This window comes from uncultured Pseudoteredinibacter sp., from assembly GCF_947502065.1.
GTDB lineage: Bacteria > Pseudomonadota > Gammaproteobacteria > Pseudomonadales > Cellvibrionaceae > Pseudoteredinibacter.
On sequence record NZ_CANMYE010000001.1, the window covers coordinates 1,213,221 to 1,232,290 of the forward strand.

At 45.2% G+C, this 19,070-nt stretch carries 10 protein-coding genes; 8 read left to right on the forward strand and 2 right to left on the reverse strand.

Annotated elements, in window-relative coordinates:
- Positions 1–39: 39 nt before the first annotated feature.
- Positions 40–2,280: a response regulator gene (locus Q1A41_RS04960; RefSeq protein WP_299975507.1), complete on the forward strand. Its 2,241-nt coding sequence runs from the start codon at positions 40–42 to the stop codon at positions 2,278–2,280.
- 67 nt (positions 2,281–2,347) lie between these two features.
- On the opposite strand, the gene Q1A41_RS04965 is transcribed toward Q1A41_RS04960, so the two are convergent.
- Positions 2,348–3,373 carry an AraC family transcriptional regulator ligand-binding domain-containing protein gene (locus Q1A41_RS04965; RefSeq protein ID WP_299975509.1) on the reverse strand — a complete coding sequence of 342 codons (1,026 nt, stop codon included), beginning with the start codon at positions 3,371–3,373 and terminating at the stop codon, positions 2,348–2,350.
- 194 nt (positions 3,374–3,567) lie between these two features.
- Here Q1A41_RS04965 and Q1A41_RS04970 point away from each other — a divergent pair, with 194 nt between their 5' ends.
- The 7 genes from Q1A41_RS04970 (at position 3,568) to Q1A41_RS05000 (ending at position 18,001) form a co-directional block, all read left to right on the forward strand.
- Complete coding sequence (locus tag Q1A41_RS04970) at positions 3,568–5,187, forward strand: FAD-binding oxidoreductase (protein ID WP_299975511.1); 1,620 nt, start codon at positions 3,568–3,570, stop codon at positions 5,185–5,187.
- 35 nt (positions 5,188–5,222) lie between these two features.
- On the forward strand, positions 5,223–6,863 hold the full coding sequence (locus tag Q1A41_RS04975) for a glycerol-3-phosphate dehydrogenase/oxidase (protein WP_299975513.1): 1,641 nt from the start codon (positions 5,223–5,225) through the stop codon (positions 6,861–6,863).
- A 28-nt stretch (positions 6,864–6,891) separates the two neighbouring features.
- A complete protein-coding gene (locus Q1A41_RS04980; RefSeq protein WP_299975515.1) occupies positions 6,892–8,448 on the forward strand; it encodes an FGGY-family carbohydrate kinase in 1,557 nt (518 codons plus the stop codon).
- Positions 8,449–8,855: 407 nt separating this feature from the next.
- Entirely contained in the window at positions 8,856–10,955 is a 2,100-nt protein-coding gene (locus Q1A41_RS04985; RefSeq protein WP_299975517.1) for a TonB-dependent siderophore receptor, read from the forward strand.
- A 495-nt stretch (positions 10,956–11,450) separates the two neighbouring features.
- Positions 11,451–14,240 (forward strand): bifunctional aconitate hydratase 2/2-methylisocitrate dehydratase, encoded by a 2,790-nt coding sequence (locus tag Q1A41_RS04990; RefSeq protein WP_299975518.1) that lies wholly within the window; start codon positions 11,451–11,453, stop codon positions 14,238–14,240.
- A 367-nt stretch (positions 14,241–14,607) separates the two neighbouring features.
- Entirely contained in the window at positions 14,608–15,678 is a 1,071-nt protein-coding gene (locus Q1A41_RS04995) for a spermidine/putrescine ABC transporter substrate-binding protein (RefSeq protein ID WP_299975520.1), read from the forward strand.
- Positions 15,656–18,001 carry an EAL domain-containing protein gene (locus Q1A41_RS05000; RefSeq protein WP_299975522.1) on the forward strand — a complete coding sequence of 782 codons (2,346 nt, stop codon included), beginning with the start codon at positions 15,656–15,658 and terminating at the stop codon, positions 17,999–18,001. Before Q1A41_RS04995 ends, Q1A41_RS05000 begins: the two co-directional genes overlap by 23 nt.
- Positions 18,002–18,020: 19 nt before the next feature.
- Here Q1A41_RS05000 and Q1A41_RS05005 read toward each other — a convergent pair whose 3' ends face one another.
- Positions 18,021–19,043 carry a zinc-binding alcohol dehydrogenase family protein gene (locus Q1A41_RS05005; RefSeq protein WP_363322344.1) on the reverse strand — a complete coding sequence of 341 codons (1,023 nt, stop codon included), beginning with the start codon at positions 19,041–19,043 and terminating at the stop codon, positions 18,021–18,023.
- Positions 19,044–19,070: the final 27 nt, after the last annotated feature.

Here is a 19,070-nt window from a genome sequence, read left to right on the forward strand (position 1 = left end):
TAAGCTATGCAGTAACCCGTTTTTGCGAGAACAGACCCTATGTTTAAGCTCTTTATTCCAGAATCCAAAGTTCATCGTGATCGCCGTTTAATGCGCGAAACTGATAGCCGAATGGCGAAATACAGTCGCCGAGGCATCTTAATCAATCTTGCGGTGTTTCTGTTTTGTGTTTGGATGGGGGAGCTATACCTGCAAGCGCCTACTGCTACCGCAATTTTAACCGTCGGCCTATTGGCATTAACGGGGGTGCGCAGCTTTTTTCTATTTCGTTTCGATGCACTTTACCCAAGAGCGCCATCACGATGGCGCAATCAGTACTTTTTAGCCTCTTTACTTGGTGCGCTATGGTGGAGCGTGGTTTTGGTAGCATTCACCTTGATCAAGGGTTTGGATGACGCTTCTACCATCTTGTGGTTTTACACCATCGTATTCTTTTCTTCGACGGCCAATGCTCTGGCTCCCTATAACCGGTATATGAGTTGGTATCAGTTCTTTGGTTTGATCCCTGGCGCGCTGGCCATGGTCTCACTGGGCACCATCAACGGTTATTTATACGGCATTATTATTTTATTGTTTTTCTTGCTCATGATTCATCAAGGTAGAATCGTTGCGGAAAGCTACTGGAAGAGCTTGGAAACCAATCAAGCCCTGACTCGCAAAACCATCGAGTTAGAAGCTGAAAAGCGTGATATGCAGGCCGCTGATCAATTTAGCACCGAGTTTTTACAGAACTTAGGCAGTGAGGTTCGGGTTAATTTGAATGATCTATTGGGAAGCTTGTCCCTGCTTGATCGCGATCAGCTTAACTCACACCAATCTGAACTGGTGGATATGGCGCATCGAACAGCCATGCACCAATTGGAGTTGATCAACAATGTTGGTGAATATCTAACCACAGTAGGCCGCCAGTATGAACGCGATATCAGTGTTTTCAATTTACGCCGCCTGCTGGAAAACGTGCTTGAGGACTTGTTTGAAGATGCGGCTCACCAGCATACCGAATTGAACTACTTGCTAAATTCCAGCATTCCTTTACGAGTGCGTGGCGATGCGGTTCGCGTTCAGCAGATTTTACATCAGCTGATTTACCACGTGATGTACTCGACTCAATCCGAAGAAATCACCATCGTTGGTAACTATAAGTTGGATAATCAACGCGATGGTAATTTAACCTTGAAAATCCGTTTGATAGGTTCGGGGGAAGATAAGTATTCGGCCTGGGAAACGACAGGTGAGAGTGGGGAGAGTGCTACTACCTTGGTTAATAGCTGGGAAAACAGTACTTCATTTGTTGTCTGTAAAGCGTTGGCCGAATCCATATCGGGTTTCGTTGAGGTTAGTCCTTCGCGTCACCAGGTTTTGGTTAGCTTGCCACTTGAAATATCTGGTAGCCTCACGCAAGAAGTTTCAGTCAACGCTCGCCTAAAAAACAAACGAGCTTTATTGGTGGATGTATCCAAAGAAGTGCGCAAACCAATGATGCGCGAATTTAAGGACTGGGGCTTAAGGGTCACCCACGAAAAAGATTTAGGCTCGGTGGTGCAGCTAATGTGGGACGCTCGCAACGATGATGAAGCCTTTGATTTAGTGCTGTTTTACACCCGTCATGGCAATCGTGACTGGATGGAGATATCCCAGCAGATCTTAGATAACGAACAGCTATGCGATGTAGCGCAGTTGATAGTGGGTAATAGGCGCGACATGGAGTGCACGGAAGTTACTGATTATGCTATCGATAAAATTCAAGTTGCTCGTTTAAACAAACCCCTGTCGCCACATGCAGCTCATAATGCCTTGCAATATTTATTGCTTAAAGGCGACTACGCTAAGCCGGACTGCCTCAATCACGATAAAGATAATATTTTGTCTTTTGAGGGGCACACGGTTTTGCTGGTTGATGATCATCGCGCCAATCAACTGGTGACACAGAAATTATTGGAAAAATTAAAGCTGCAAGTTACCGTCGCGATTAACGGTAAAGAAGCTTTAGATAAAATGCAGAATCAGAACTTTGATATTGTATTAATGGATTGCAATATGCCATTGATGGATGGCTTTGAGGCCACACAGATCATTCGTGAACGTGAAATCGAGCATGAACTGAAAAGCGCCGAAGCAGGTGAGCCTGTCTCAGAGCATATCCCAATTATCGGAATGTCATCGCATTTGTTTAATGGTGAAAAGTCACGCAGTTTTGCCGCGGGCATGGATGAATATTTGGCCAAGCCTATCGAGTTTTATAAGCTGCAACGATTGTTGCAGCGCTGGTTGAATAATTAGTTGTTCGCACTTTTAGATCAACAAAGATTAAAATCGCTTTAGTTTTGCTTTGATAACGTGCAGAAGCTTAGCTATTTTTGGCGCTTGCGGTTTGCTTAAACTCTGTAGTGGTCATGCCGCTCCATTGTTTAAAGCGTCGAAAGAAAGATCTGGGCTCAGCAAAACCTAGTTGAGTGCAGATGCTTTCGTTGTCTACTCCTTGCTTTAACATAGTCTTTGCTAAGCCAAAACGTAATTCACTGAGTTCTTCTTGATAACTGCTGCCGTTTTCTTCAAGCCTGCGCTGTAAAGTTCTTGGGCTAATATTCATTTTTTTCGCAAGGGCAGCTTTACTAATATCCTGTTGATTGAGTAATACTAGGATATGTCGCCGAATTTCGTCTAGCTCACTATTTTCCTTTTTGGGGGCCAGCTTTAGTAAAAGTTGATTAGCATGGCTAATCAGGGAATCCTGTAATGCGGGATTAGCTTGTGGTAAAGGTGCGTCCATAGCTTCTTTAGGTAGGCGTAATGCGGTGTGTGGGGCATTGAAATCAGGCGTACAAGAAAATACAGTTTGATACTGCTGAAGGTCGCTTTTACTTTGTGAGTGTTCAAAGCTTAAACCAAGCACATCGCCTTCAAGGCCCAGCATGTTTTTTCCGTATAAATACCAAGAAGAAAGCACCGCTTCGCTGATATGTCGCCGGGCCACTGGATCTTTTAGTTGGCAGTTCCAGCGCTGCTCGAAATACTCTTCCTGCTCAATTAACTCGGTGGTGCCCATATCCCCAACCAGTGTCTCATAGGTTGGCACCAGTTCAATGCATGCCCGTAAGCTAGCGGCGCTAATTGAGATAAGCCCAAGGCTTGCATACATGGCAGGGCTGATATGATTGCTAGCATAAAGCCCGAAATAGGGGTGTTTACTGGCGTTGATCAAGGCTATAAAAACGTCTTCGAAATGGGCCAAGTCAATTCTGGCTTCATTGTCTTGCAGCAAGCTCTCCGTAAGGTCGTGCTTTTCCAGTACTGGCGCTATATCCACGCCAAGAGCTTCAGCGGCGGTGAGGTATTGTTTTAGTGCGGGTATCGATGCGCTTAAAGAGGTCAAAATTAGCCCTTATTGTTGTTTCATTGCCGCTTTATCACGGTAAGTTAAGCGAAGATCTTATATTTTGGCTCGTTTGGTGATTCTAGCGTCTTCTCTCGTCATCGCAAAGTGCGCAATCTCACAATACTATAAATGCTGATATCTATTTAAAACTTAATGCCCTGTAATGGGCGATTGGAAATCAGGGGGTGTTTATGGGTGGGCAGTCAAATGGCCAAAAGCGTTGGAACGGTTGGGGCAAGCTTAATGGCGAATATGCGCATAGCCCAAGTTCGCAGGCTGTTGCGATGGCCGAGGAGCGCTTAGGTGCTGCTGCAGAGCTGCCGCTTGCTGATCTTCAAAGCGTGCTCGCAAAAGTACCCGCAAGTAACATTGCTGAACACCCCTTGCTGGATTTAAGTCCAGAGGTTCGTGTGCGTCATAGTCGGGGCCAAAGTTTGCCCGATTTATTTGCGCTTCGCTCTGGGGAATTAGGGGCAATACCTGATGCAGTGGCCCTGCCAAACGACGAAGCGGAAGTCGAGGCGCTACTGCAGCTCGCCGAAGAGCGCAATGCCATGATTATCCCTTATGGCGGCGGCACCTCCGTAGTCGGTCACATTAATCCGGCCAAGACCGAACGGCCTGTCATCACTGTGAGCCTAGCTAATTTCAACAAGCTTTATGAGCTGGATCGCGAGAGTCAAATTGCTACCTTGGGGGCTGGTTTGGCTGGTCCTGAACTTGAGGCGCTATTAAAAGCGGAAGGTTATACCCTGGGCCACTTCCCACAATCGTGGGAGCTTTCAACGGTAGGTGGCTGGGTCGCGAGTCGCTCCAGTGGTCAGCAATCTTTGCGCTATGGCCGCATTGAAAAAATGTTTGCTGGCGGCACCATGGTGACGCCAAAAGGCAGCTTGGACATTCCAACTTTTCCTGGCACATCGGCCGGCACGGATCTGCGTGAAGTCGTACTTGGTTCGGAAGGGCGTATGGGAATCATCACCAAGGTGAAGATGCGGGTTACGCCGCTACCCGAAGAAGAAAATTTCTATGGCGTGTTCTTTCCAAGCTGGCAACAAGGCAAATCATTAAGCAAAGCTTTGGCACAGCAGATGTTACCGCTCTCGATGATGCGGCTAAGCAATGCCGAAGAAACCTCTTCTCACTTAAAGCTTGGCGGCGATCCCAAGGCGATTGCTTATCTGGAAAAATATCTATCTTTTCGCGGTGTGGCTGAAGGCAAAGTAATGTTCACTTTTGGTACCACCGGTGACAGCAAAAGCTGCCGCTTCGCGCTCAAGCAAGTGAAACGTCTAAGTCGCAAATTTGGTGGTGTCTATATCGGTAAGTTAATTGGCAAGGCATGGGAGCACAGCCGTTTTCGTAGCCCGTATTTGCGCGATGGCTTTATGGATTTGGGTTATGCGATTGATACCATGGAAACCGCGGTAGATTGGAGCAAAACCGATACCACCATGGCTGCGATTGAAGAGGGTATTCGTAAAGCGGCTGAAGGCTTTGGTGAAAAGGTTCATGTCTTTACCCACCTCTCACATTTTTATCCGCAAGGCAGCAGTGTCTATACCACCTATATGTATCGTGCAGGCAGTGATTACCAAGAAGCCTACGGTCGTTGGTTGGCGTTAAAACAAGCTGGCGCTGAAGCCATTGTTTCTGTTGGTGGAACAATTAGCCATCAGCATGGTGTTGGCGAAGATCACAAGGCTTACTTGCCGGCTGAAAAAGGTGAGTTGGGCATTGCAACAATACAGAGATTGTGTAAACACTTTGACCCAAACAATATTATGAACCCCGGCAAGTTGGTTGATTAATTGCTGTCACTGTAGCAATTTTAGTGGAGACTAATGTGGTGAGTAAACGCGCGCAAAAGCTTGCACAAGCGCAAGACCAAAGTTGGGACATGATTGTTGTTGGTGGTGGTATTACCGGTGCTGGTGTGGCTCGGGAGGCGTCACGGCGTGGCTTGAGTGTTCTGTTATTGGAACAGCGAGACTTTTCCTGGGGAACCTCTAGCCGCTCTTCAAAAATGGTACATGGCGGTTTGCGTTACCTAGCCATGGGAGATAGGAAGCTCACCAAGGAATCCTTGCTGGAGCGCGAACGTATTCTGCGCGAGGCGCCGGGCCTAGTGGAGCGCATGGGCTACTATTTTTTATTGCCTAAAAGCTGGATGCCATGGCGCATGGTGATGAAGTTATTGCTGTCTAGCTATGATCGAATTGCAGGCATCAAAAATCATAAAATATGTGATACCGGTGAATTGCAATCGAACTTTAGCAACATATCTGTCGAAGGCTTAGAGGGCGCTGCTTATTATACCGATGCGGTAACAGACGATAGTCGCTTGGTGTTGCGAGTACTACAAGAAGCCGAGGCAGATGAGGCATGTTTGCTAAACTACTGTGAGGTGAAGAGTTGTACTGCCGATGACAAAGGCTTGCAACAGCTAGAAGTGTTCGATGCAGTTTCTTTAGATAGCTTTAATTGCAGTGCCAAAGTGGTTGTAAATAGTACAGGCGCTTGGGCTGATAAGCTTCGCCAGCAGCGCGTTGATGAAACCCGAGTGCGCCCGCTTAAAGGAAGCCATATTGTGCTTAAGCGTGGAGTGTTACCAATGCAAAGCGCTTTAAGTTGCCAGCACCCAGCGGATAAACGCAGTGTTTTTGTATTTCCCTGGGAAGGGCACAGTGTTATCGGCACGACTGATTTAGACTATGATAAAGAGCTGAGTAGCGAGGCGGCAATATCCAAAGAAGAGCTAGATTATCTTTTAGCGATTGTTGAAAAACACTTTCCCGGCACCAGCATTAACCAGAAAGACATTGTCTCCACTTGGTCTGGCGTTAGGCCTGTTATTGCCGGTGATAAACAGTTTAAAAAGTCACAACAGCTTGCGGCTAAAAACGCCAAGCGAAAAAGCAGCAAAAAGAAGCCTTCTAAAGAAAGGCGCGATCACGCGGTCTGGAATGATAAAGGTTTGATCAGTGCGGCGGGTGGAAAGCTTACCACTTTTCGAGTGATGGCTTTGGATGTCCTGCAAAAAGCTGAACAGTACATACCCGGATTCAAGTATGCTCGTGATGATGCCCAAGTGTTTCGAGGAGTAGATGCATCAAAACTTGAAGCGCTAAAACCTATTGTCAAAGACGAGGCTATTTTCGATACTGCAAGCGCATTTTATGGCTTTAAAGCAGCAGACTTTTTGTCTGAAAGTAACAGCGATGAGCTGCATGCCATCGAGCAGCAAAAATATTGTTTAGCGCATCTACGCTGGGCCCTTAAACATGAGTGGGTTGAGCATCTCGACGATTTATTGCTACGCCGTACACGCCTTGGCTTGCTACTTGAAGATGGTGCGAGCTCTTTGTTTTCTGTGTGTAAGACCTTGTGTATTGAAGAGCTGGGCTGGAGTGGCGAACGCTGGGAAGCAGAGCTTGAGCGTTACAAAAATATTTGGCAACAGCACTACAGCTTACCAACTGAATAATAATTGGCTCTAATATAAGAATTGCCCTATGAGTGATAAACCTTTTGTACTCAGTATTGATAATGGCACACAGAGCATTCGTGCGCTGGTCTATGATCGTGATGGTAATCAAATCGATAAGGCTTATGTACCCATAGAAGCCTATACCAGTCCAGAACCAGGGTGGGCTGAGCAATCGGCCGAATATTTTTGGGAAAAACTCTGCGTGGCCTGTCAGTGTTTGTGGCAACAGGGAATAGTAAAGCCAGAGCAAATTGCAGCGCTTAGTGTCACCACCCAGCGTGGCACCGTGGTGAACGTAGACAAAAATGGCGATGCTTTACGTCCGGCCATTATTTGGCTGGATCAGCGAGAGGCTCCGAATCCAGTTTCTTTGGGTTGGCTCGACTGGCCATTAAAACTACTGGGCCTAAAATCTAATATAGATTATTTTACCCGCCAGGCTGAAGCAAATTGGTTGGTACAAGAACAATCAGACTTGTGGCAGCAAACCCATAAATTTTTGCTGCTATCGGGCTACCACCACTTTAAACTTTGCGGTGAATTTAAAGATAGTGTCGCGAGTCAGGTTGCGTATATTCCATTCGATTACAAAGCACAGCAATGGGCAAAACCGAGTAGCTGGCATTGGAAGGCCTTACCGATTACTCAATCAATGCTGCCTGAATTAACGCCGGCCGGGGAAATGCTTGGGCACGTAAATGCTATTGCTGCTCAAGAAACCGGTTTGCTCGAAGGACTCCCCATTGTCGCTTCTGGCTCCGACAAAGCCTGCGAGCTATTAGGCGCGGGCGCCGTAGAAGAGCATATCGGCTGCTTAAGCTATGGCACCACGGCAACCTACAACGGTAATTTCGATCGCTATATAGAATCGGCCCCGATGATACCGCCATACCCAGCTGCAACACCTGGTCGATACAACACCGAAGCGATGGTGTATCGCGGCTACTGGATGGTAAGTTGGTTTAAGGAACAGATGGCACTGGAAGAGCGCTTGCGTGCTAAGGAAGAGGGCGTAGCGGTAGAAAGCTTATTCGACGAGCTATTAGAGCAAGTACCCGCCGGCTCAATGGGCCTGACTCTGCAACCTTACTGGAGCCCCGGCATTAAAAATCCAGGGCCAGGTGCAAAGGGCGCAATTATTGGTTTTGGTGATGTCCATACCAAAGCGCATATTTATCGAGCCATTATCGAAGGGCTTTGTTATGCCTTGCGCGAAGGTAAAGAGCGTGTCGAAAAGCGTAGCGGTAAAAAAATTAGCAAACTGCGCATCTCAGGTGGTGGCTCCCAAAGCGATCAAATTATGCAAATCTCGGCCGATATTTTCGGCATGGAAGTCGAGCGTCCCAGCACTTATGAGACCAGTGGTTTAGGGGCGGCGATAAATTCAGCCGTCGCTTTAGGTTGGTATAAAAACCACACCGAAGCCTGTAAAAGCATGAGCTCCATTGGCACGGTATTTACACCCAATAAGGGTAACGTGAAGCTCTATAATGACTTATACAAAGATGTGTATCTAAAGATGTTTCCTTCCTTAAGTCGTCTCTACCAATCAATACGTAAGATAACTGGCTATCCTGCTTAAAGCGGTTTGCTAGCTACTGTTCAGCGCAACGTCACGAGTCGAGTGCCAGCCTCCTGCGGCCTGTTTGTGCCTTCGCTTCTCTCAATAGTGGCTTATTAAGAGCTTCTTGACGTAATTCGGCCGTCGCTAGTGGCTACATCGTAATGGCAGGCCAACGCGCTAAAACCCTAAGGAAAGTATGTTTAATAGTACAATTTGCTTCATTTTTAGGCGCATAAAGCACTAAAGCGTAGATATATATCAAAAAACAATAAGAATAATACTCATTTGCCATTCCATTTTGTTTGGTTTTACTGGATACTTGCGCCCCATTAAAAACGGCTTAAAAAGCTCGGCGAAGATCTTGGCCAAAACACGGCCATGTCGCTCGCTAACGCATATATCCAAATAGGTATGGAGTGGAGAACATGAAAAAATTGCCTTTAGCTATTGCGCTAATCGCTGCAAATCAGGCCTTACTTTCTGGGGTGGCTATCGCTGAAGACGCTATCGAAGAAGTGATCGTAGAGGGTTCATACCTTTCTATGGATAAGCTCAATTCGGTTAAAAGTCCAACTCCTATTATCGATGTGCCACAGAGCTTATCGATCATCACAGCGGCGCAAATCAGCAAGCAGGGTTTCGATAGCGTTGCCGATATCATTAATTACACTCCTGGCGTAAACAACACCCAGGGCGAAGGCCACCGTGATGCGGTTGTATTCCGTGGTGTTCGTTCAACCGCTGACTTCTTTATTGATGGCGCACGAGACGACGTTCAATACTACCGTCCACTTTATAACCTAGATCAGGTTGAAATCTTGCGCGGCCCTAACGCACTACTATTCGGTCGTGGTGGTACTGGCGGCGTACTAAACCGTGTTAGTAAAAAAGGTCAGCTAGATAAAGATTTCACGAAATTTAGTGTTAGCGCTGATAGCTTCAGTGGCGTTGGTATTCAGATCGATACCAATACCAGCATTAATGAAGATGTAGCGTTGCGTATTAACGGCATGTACGAAGCTTTAGAAGGTGATCGTGATCATTTTGATGGCGACCGTTACGCGATTAACCCAACCCTACATGTGAAGTTGGGTGATGAGACGGCTTTAGATGTTTCTTACGAATATGTAGACTTCGAACGTTTTATCGATCGTGGTATTCCAACCGGTGCTGACGGACGCCCAGTTGAAGCACTTGATGGCGTAGTATTTGGCGATCGTAATCTAAACACAACTGGCTTAGAAGCTAATGTGTTCCGCGCTACTTTGCAGCACCGTTTTTCTGACAGCTTAAAAGGTAACTTCAATGTTACTTACGGCGACTACGATAAGCTGTATCAAAACCTTTATGCCTCTGGTTACGATCAGGCCAACACCCCAGATCGTGTGACCTTAGACGGTTACTTAGATACTACTCAGCGTGAAAACCTAACTTTGTCTGCAAACTTAGTTGGCGAGTTTGATACCGGTAGCATCGAGCATACTTTGATTGCTGGCGTTGAATACGGCGATACCTCTTCTAACCAAGATCGTTATAACGCTTTTTGGGACACTTCGGGTAAAGATAAAGAAACCATTCTTATCGATCAGCTAAGAAACCTGGTTGGTGGTGTAGGTGTTAATGCAGCAGGGCAGGCAACTACCGTTGTTTTCAATAACCCTGATTCTTTAAACGATGATACCCACGTCGATATTGAAGTGGCTTCTGTTTACATCCAAGATCAGATCGCACTTTCTGAAAACTTCGACATCGTTTTAGGTGCGCGTTTCGATAGCTTCGACATTGATGTGCTCAACGTAAAAGCGGATAACGAACGACGTACACGTAAAGACGAAGAAATTTCTCCACGTGCAGGTTTGGTTTATAAGCCACAAGAAAATATTTCTATCTACGCCAGCTACAGTGAATCTTTCTTGCCACGCAGCGGTGAGCAGTTTGCGAATATCAATGGTGATGCGAACAACCTAGACCCAGATGTTTTTGAAAACTCTGAAATCGGTTTGAAGTGGGACTTTGAAAGTGGCTTAAGCCTAACGGCTGCTTACTTTGAAAACGAACAGACTCGCGCTGCTCGTGATAACGAAACTGGCGAGAACTTTGAAGTTCGCGGTTTGGAAGTCGAAGGCTACGAGATTCAGTTGCAAGGTAACTTAACTGAGCAGCTTTCTATTCAAGCGGGTTACAGCAACCTAGATGGCAAAACTGGCTCAGGTGTTCAGCCTCGCGAATTGCCCGAGAACATGGCCTCTGTATGGGCTGGCTATCAAGCGACAGACAAGTTTGGTTTGGGCTTCGGTGTTATCTACCAAGATGAATCACTGATCAAAGACGGAAGCGATTTAACCTTGCCTAGTTACACTCGTGTTGATGCAATGATGTCTTACCAGGTTTCTGATGAGTTGCGTCTGCAATTGAATATCGAAAACCTAACAGACGAAGAGTACTTCCCAACGGCGCACAGCACCCACCAGGTAACTGTTGGCCAGCCAATGAATGCTCGTTTGACAGTTAGTGGTAGCTTCTAAGAAATTACCACTATTGAGCCTTTCTGTTGTTCAGTTAGGCTTCTCTAAAAACCCGCGGTTTTTGCCGCGGGTTTTTTATTGGCTGAGAGGTGGTAAAAGATTGATCATATTGGGCAAATGTTGTTCAGCCTGACATTGCAGCGTTGTTAAAGGCTGGTCTACTTAGTTAAAAACTGAACAGCAGGGCGCCTATTGTGTGGCGATTCTGGGGCTATCAAACCACCGACTCGGACCGCCTATGCCGGTTTAAGCTTACTAATAACGAGTATTTATCTTATTTATGGTGCCTGATCGACCCAGCTAATACTCAATTACACCCTATATACAAAGGGTCTAGCCGTTTTTCAGTTGGAATACATTGCTCCGACTTGCCCTAAGCTCCCTAATTTAGAACCCCTAGAGTACTGATCTAAAGGGCGAATTCTGCTAAAATTGGCACAGTTTGCCAAATTTGCCGACTAGATTAAGCCAGATAAAAAGAGGTTATGTAAGTTAATGAACTTGTATGCTGAATATCTCCAAGAGATTGAGCTTCGCGATAAGGAGCTTGGGTTACACCCTAAACCTATTGATAGCGCCGATCTACTGTCAGAGATCATCGAACAGATTAAAGATCAAAATCACGAACACCGCGCTGATTCCCTAAAGTTTTTTATTTACAACACGCTTCCAGGCACCACTCCAGCGGCTGGTGTTAAGGCGGAGTTTTTAAAAGACATCGTACTGGGTAATGAGAAACTTGATGAAATAAGCCCAGAGTTTGCGCTTGAGCAGCTTTCCCACATGAAGGGTGGTCCATCAGTTCGCGTATTACTAGATATCGCATTGTCTGATGACAGCAACAACAACGCGGCCGGTGAAGTACTAAAAACTCAAGTATTCTTGTACGAAGCAGATACCGCGCGTTTGGAAGAGGCCTATAAGGCTGGCAATTCAATCGCCAAAGGTATCCTAGAAAGCTACGCACAAGCTGAGTTCTTTACCAAGTTGGACGACATTCCAGAAAAAATTGATGTTGTTACCTATATCGCCGCAGAAGGTGATATTTCTACCGACTTGCTTTCCCCAGGTAACCAAGCGCACTCTCGTTCAGACCGTGAATTGCATGGTCAGTGCATGATTACCCCTGAAGCTCAGCAAGAAATTGCAGCGATGGATAAGCAATACCCGAATGCCAAAGTAATGTTGATTGCTGAAAAGGGCACCATGGGTGTTGGTTCTTCTCGTATGTCAGGTGTGAACAACGTGGCCTTGTGGGCGGGTGAAAAAACCTCTCCATATATTCCATTTGTTAACAATAAGCCTGTAGTTGCCGGTACCAATGGTATTGCACCTATCTTCCTTACCACCGTTGGTGTTACTGGTGGTATTGGCTTGGATTTGAAAAACTGGGTTAAGAAAACTGACGAGAACGGCGAAATCGTTTTCGATGAAAATGGTGATCCAGTACTAGAAGAAGCCTACTCAGTAGAAACTGGCACTGTGCTAACCATCGATACTAAAGCTAAGAAGCTTTATAACGGTGACAAAGAGCTAGTTGATATTTCTTCTTCATTTACTCCACAAAAAGTTGAGTTTATGAAGGCTGGCGGCTCTTATGCGGTAACCTTCGGTAAGAAGCTACAGACATTTGCAGCAGAGACTCTAGGCGTTGAAGCTCCAGCGGTTTACGCTCCTTCAAAAGAAATTTCTCACGAAGGTCAGGGCTTAACAGCGGTTGAGAAAATCTTTAACCGTAATGCTGTAGGTGTAGCCTCTGAAACACCACTGCACACCGGTTCTGACGTTCGTGTAAAAGTGAACATTGTAGGTTCACAAGACACCACCGGTTTGATGACTTCACAAGAACTTGAGTCAATGGCCGCTACGGTTATTTCACCAAGTGTTGACGGTGCATACCAGTCTGGTTGTCACACGGCTTCTGTATGGGATAAGAAAGCTCAAGTTAACATCCCTCGCTTGATGAAGTTTATGAATGACTTCGGTGTGATCACCGCGCGCGATCCTAAGCACGTTTACCACTCAATGACTGACGTAATTCACAAGGTATTGAACGATATCACTGTGGACGATCGTGCAATCATTATTGGTGGTGATTCACACACTCGTATGTCTAAAGGTGTTGCCTTTGGTGCGGATTCAGGTACCGTAGCGATCGCTTTGGCAACTGGCGAATGTGCAATGCCAATTCCAGAGTCTGTAAAAGTGACCTTCAAAGGCACCATGAAAGAGCATATGGATTTCCGTGACATCGTACACGCTACCCAAGCTCAGATGCTGAAGAAGTTCAACGGCGAAAACGTTTTCCAAGGTCGTGTAATTGAAGTGCAGATCGGTACTTTATTGGCTGACCAAGCGTTTACCTTTACCGACTGGACAGCAGAGATGAAAGCGAAAGCTTCTATCTGTATCTCTACTGATGAAACGCTTATCGAATCACTTGAGCTGGCGAAATCTCGCATCCAGATCATGATTGATAAGGGCATGGAAAACCGCGACAACATGCTGAACCGTTTGATCAACTTGGCCGATCAGCGTATTGCTGAAGTGAAATCTGGCGAAGCTCCTGCTTTGGCACCAGACGACAATGCCAAGTATTACGCTGAAATGGTTGTAGATCTTGATGTTATTGAAGAGCCAATGATCGCTGACCCAGACGTAAACAACGAAGACATTTCTAAGCGTTACACCCACGATGTGATTCGTCCAACGTCTTACTATGATGGTCGCAAAGTTGATCTAGGTTTTGTGGGTTCATGTATGGTCCACAAAGGCGATATGAAAATCATCGCTCAGATGCTACGCAACCTAGAGAAAAAAGGCCCAATCGAGTTCAAAGCACCTTTGGTTGTAGCTCCACCAACATACAACATCGTTGATGAGCTAAAAGCCGAAGGCGACTGGGAATTGCTACAGAAGTATGCCGGTTTCGAATTTAGCGATGACAATCCTAAAGAAGAAGCACGTACTAAGTACAAAAACCAAATGTACTTGGAGCGTCCTGGCTGTAACCTTTGCATGGGTAACCAAGAGAAGGCTGAGCCAGGTGATACGGTATTAGCAACTTCTACTCGTTTGTTCCAAGGCCGTGTTGTTGAAGATACTGCCGAGAAGAAAGGTGAATCATTGTTGGGCTCAACTCCAATGGTAGTACTAGCGACTATCCTTGGCCGCTTCCCAACTTTGGAAGAGTATAAAGAGGCTGTAGAGGGTATTAACCTAACTTCTTTCGCTCCACCTTCTGAAGATCTTGCAGTTCCTGCACAGGTTCTGAAGCTAGGCTAAGTTACTTTTTAAGCTTTTCAGCACCTTTTGTAAGGACTGGAAAGCTTAATTGTTAACCAGCTGCAAACAATGCTCGCTTTTCTACTGGCAATTAAAATTGCTTGTTAGAAGCGGGCATTTTTTATGCCTGGATTTTCATGTCTATTACAGGCATTCAATACACTAATGAGACTCATTATCATAATCGATTAGTCATAGCCCTCGGTTATGTGGGAAATAAACTTAACTTGAGGGAGGATGTTTAGAGGCTATACTTAATTATGAAAGCTGTAGTTTGCTACGATTGTTGGTGTTTCATCGAATTCACTTGACGCCCCTTAGTCTTATAAAGCCGCTATAACTACAAATTATCTAAATGAAGAGGCTCATGTCTAAGAACTCAAAATTTTTCATGGGGTGTAGCTGTATCTTGCTCCTGCTTATCAGTCCGCTCAGCTGGTCTATAGAGCCTCTCCGTCTGTTAAATTGGGAAGATTACCTAAGCCCAGAGCTTATTGAAGCGTGGGAGGCTAGTAATGTGCCCTTGCAAGAGGTTTACTTCGATAGCGATCAGGACAGGGATGCCATAATCGTCAACTCAGAGAGGCATCATATCGATGTGGTGGTGATCGATGAAATTGTTGCTCACCGCTTCGGCTCCAATGGGAAATTTCTAAAGCTCGACGAGACTATCCTTCCTTCACTAAGGCATATAGATCCATTTTGGCGCGAGCGCTGCGGTGAATATGCCATGCCTTATTTATGGGGCACGCTCGGCATAGCCTATCGTAACGATAAACTCGCTTTACCACCGAGCTCTTGGGCCGATTTACTCTCACCTGTCGAGAGTGTCCGCGGGCATATCGCCATGTTAAACGATTACACCGATATGCTGGCTCCTGCATTGTTTCAGCTAGGTTATGATCTTAATACTGAAAATCGTGCACATCTAAAGCAGGCCTTTGAGCTTTTAAAGCAGCAGGCTGATAGTGTTTTGACTTATGAATACGCATTAACCTATGCAAAGCACGGTGATAAATTACAGGATCTGCATATGGCGGCGGTTTATGGTGGTGATCAACACACGCTTAACGAGCTTGATGGAGATCAAGGACGCTGGGAATATGTCGTTCCGGCGGATGGCACGGTGCTGTGGGTAGACTGCTTGGCAATCATTAAGGAAAGTTCAAAACAAAAACAATCGATAGCACTGCTAAATTATTTAAATACACCAAGCGTAGCCGCCAAAAACGCTGTTTATAATCGCATAGCTACAACGAACCATGCCGCTGTTACTTATATGGACAAGGCAGAAGCTGAAGAACTAGGTATGCAAGCTTTAAAGAGGTTGCAAAATAAGGCCCAGCTTTACCGTGAGTTAAGTAATCAAAACGTAGCATTAAGACTCAAAATTATCAATGCGATAATGAATATTCATGAATCTAAGAACTCGAACTAGTTTACTATTGTTGCCGGTTATAGTGATTAGCTATGCCTTGTCGTCTTGGTGGATTTACCAGCAGGAAAGGGGGACATTGCTGGAATTAGAAGTCGCAAAGCTGGAACAAAGGCTAAGTAGTCTGCACTCAGACTACATGGCTTTCAGAAACTTCCAGGACGCTTATTTGATGTCTTTAGTTGAAGGAGATTTGCTTGCGCAGTACTTATCTGAACCCGACAACATCTATCGATTAAGAGTGTTGCAGCGGCATATGGATAGTGCCTTAAAAAGACAGCTGTCTCAGAGTAAACCCTATCTATCGATTCTAATTCTCAATGCTGATAATCAGCAGCTATTGTACCTAGAGAATAGCTTAGATCCTTTTGCTGAAGTATCAACAGAAGAGATTCAGTTTGCGCGCCAATTAAGGGCAGAAGGTGTCGACAAGCGTAGCAGTGTGCATATCGATAGCAAAGAAGAAATGTACATATATCAAGCCATAACCTTAGATGAAAGTACCTATAAGCAACCTTTGCCATCTCAATTGTCTGAAGCCTTAATCGTAGTCGTGGCTATTAAATCTGAAGGCCTACTGCAGTCCTTAGATCGCCTAAGAAACCTCTATGATGCGGAAATTCGTTATATTAAAAATAATGAGAAATCGCTTAATACAGCAGGGGGTTTAAACTTCGAATTTGAATTGAAATTAAGTGATCTCGACTCAATATCTTTTAATGTCCCTAGATCACATTTTGATGGGGTTTTAAAAGACCTTAGGCTTAGAATGGTGTTGCTAACCTTTCTATTTGCCTTGCTTACCTATCTACTTCTGCAGTCTCTAGTTGCAAGGTTTATAACAGTACCTATAGCCGATCTTGACTCACAGCTTGACGAGCTTATTAAAAACGAACGCAAAGAAATTGTTGTCGCGCAAGATACGGGGGAAATAGGGCGTCTGGCAAAAAAATTCCAGGAGCTCTATGTCAGGCTTACAAACTCATATCGTCAAAGCTATAAGCAAGCCAGAGAAGATTCCTTGACTGGTCTTTCCAATCGAGTAGCGTTTAATGAAATGGCAAGTCGCCTCTTTTCTAGATCACTTGATATCGCCCCTGTTTACATCTGTTATATAGACGTCGACAACTTCAAATACGTTAACGATAAGTATGGGCATGAAGTCGGTGACAAGCTGCTATGTTCTGTATCCAAAAGACTTAACGCTACAGTCGAAGAGCATAACAGAGACGGTCGGCATCAAGTTGGAGTTTTTCGCTTATCTGGCGATGAGTTTGTTATCTTGGCTGCAGATTGCAGTAAGCAGGAAATGACAGACTGTGCGGAAGCTGTTTTGAAAATGTTCAAATCTGGTTTTGCCATCGACGAAGAAACCTATCCAGTTACGGTTAGTATAGGCTTGGCCGTCTCAAGTAGTGATTTATCTTTTTCTGAACTGATGTCCAATGTAGATCTGGCAATGTATCAAGCCAAAAAGTCGGGTAAAAACTGTATCGCCTATTACTCTGAAGAGCTGGCTCAACAACATCGAAGAATGCAGGAAATAGAACTGGAGCTTAAAGGTGATCGCTTTGATAAGGAGCTGCAGATCCACTACACGCCAATCGTAGATGCACAAGGTAAGCTATGCGCGTTAGAAGCCCTGTTACGTTGGAACTCTGAAACGCTAGGCTCGGTTCCTCCGGATGAATTTATACCGCTAGCGGAATCTATTGGTGCATTCGAAAAAATTGATCTGTGGGTGATTTCTCGAGTCTTCAAAGATTTTAGTGTGCTCAACAATACTCTACCCACGGTGAGCCGAGTATCAATCAATATTTCGTCAGCCGAACTCAACTCGCTAACCTTTGTTGATAAGCTTAATCGATTGGCAAAGTATTACCGGGTTGTGAATCAGTATTATGTTTTGGAGGTAACCGAGACTTTTGCTACTGGTAATAATGAGCAAGTTATGGATAACTTAAAGAACATTCGAAAGCTTGGGTTTCGAACGGCTATTGATGATTTTGGTACGGGGTATACCAGCCTAATGCAAATGCTGGATTACCCCGTTGATGTAATAAAGTTTGATCGTTCTTTAATAAACCGCATCGGTCAAAAAGGTAGTGCGGAAACAGCACGATCTTTAGTTAATCTATGTAAGTTACAGGGCTTGTTTGTTGTCGCTGAAGGTATAGAAACCAAAGTTCAGAGTGAATTGTTTAATGATATTGGCTGCGATTACCAGCAGGGCTATTTTCATGGTAAACCTGCCCTCCTGGAATCACTACAGGCGCAATACAACCCACAGCTTAGTAAAGAAAAAATCATCGATACAGCGAACTGATGCATTGATTATTTGGCCTTCAGTTATCAAAACCACTCAAGACTAACTTTCCGATTGACGTTCCTGATTCCAGCTTCCGGTGTGCTGCAATCAAATTCTCGGCATTAATAGGGCCTAGGTTTTCTCCTATCGTTGACCGAATGATTTGCTGATCAACTAGCTTTGCTATATTGGCTAGAATGCTTCCTTGTTTGTGCATATCATCGGTTTCAAACATAGAACGGCTAAACATAAATTCATAACATAGCGATAAGCTCTTTGGCTTCAAGAGTGTGAAGTCTAAATCACTTGGGTCATCAATTAGAGCGATTCGACCGAATGGTTTAATAATCTCTACAAACTGCTCAAAGTACTGTTCAGTGTGACTTAAACTGGCGATGTGAGTCACTTTTAAATTAAGCCGATCAATTTGGTCTGCTAATGCTTGGCTATGGTCGATAATATGGTCGGCGCCGATTTCTACAAGCCACTCCTTGCTCTCTAGCCGTGAAGCTGTAGCGATCACTGTTGCATTGCTTAGCTGTTTTAGTAACTGAATAAGTATTGAGCCAACGCCACCTGCCGCTGCGGTAATTAATACAACTTCGTCTTGTGTGTGGAAATCAGCTTTCATGGCGATGCCTAATTTTTCAAAAGCCAGCTCCCAAGCGGTAATTGAAGTAAGGGGCAGGGCGACCGCGTGCTCAACTGAAATATTTTTAGGCGCTTTAGCGACAATACGTTCGTCAACGAGGTGATACTGAGCGTTGCTGCCTTGTCGGTTTAGATCGCCGGCATAAAAAACGCGATCGCCAATTTCAAACTCGGTGCTGTTTTCGGCTTTAGCCACTACCAAACCTATAGCATCCCATCCCAGCACCTTATTCTCTCCCTTATTGGGCGCAACCATTTGCCGGATCTTGAAATCTACTGGGTTCACTGCAATCGCCTCGGTTGCTACCAGCAAATCACGGCCAGTTGGGGTAGGGGTGGCTAACTCAATATCCAGTAGAGCGGCGGGATGGTCGATATCTAAGGATTGTTTATAGGCCACGGCTTTCATTGTGTTGGGGATAGCTGGATTGATTGC

Bases quoted from the DNA above. Each gene is read 5' to 3' on its own strand.
- Q1A41_RS04960 (WP_299975507.1), top strand. From the start codon at position 40: ATGTTTAAGCTCTTTATTCCAGAATCCAAAGTTCATCGTGATCGCCGT.
- Q1A41_RS04980 (WP_299975515.1), top strand. From the start codon at position 6,892: ATGAGTGATAAACCTTTTGTACTCAGTATTGATAATGGCACACAGAGC.
- Q1A41_RS05005 (WP_363322344.1), bottom strand. From the start codon at position 19,043: ATGAAAGCCGTGGCCTATAAACAATCCTTAGATATCGACCATCCCGCC.
- Q1A41_RS05000 (WP_299975522.1), top strand. From the start codon at position 15,656: ATGAATCTAAGAACTCGAACTAGTTTACTATTGTTGCCGGTTATAGTG.
- Q1A41_RS04995 (WP_299975520.1), top strand. From the start codon at position 14,608: ATGTCTAAGAACTCAAAATTTTTCATGGGGTGTAGCTGTATCTTGCTC.
- Q1A41_RS04990 (WP_299975518.1), top strand. From the start codon at position 11,451: ATGAACTTGTATGCTGAATATCTCCAAGAGATTGAGCTTCGCGATAAG.
- Q1A41_RS04970 (WP_299975511.1), top strand. From the start codon at position 3,568: ATGGGTGGGCAGTCAAATGGCCAAAAGCGTTGGAACGGTTGGGGCAAG.
- Q1A41_RS04985 (WP_299975517.1), top strand. From the start codon at position 8,856: ATGAAAAAATTGCCTTTAGCTATTGCGCTAATCGCTGCAAATCAGGCC.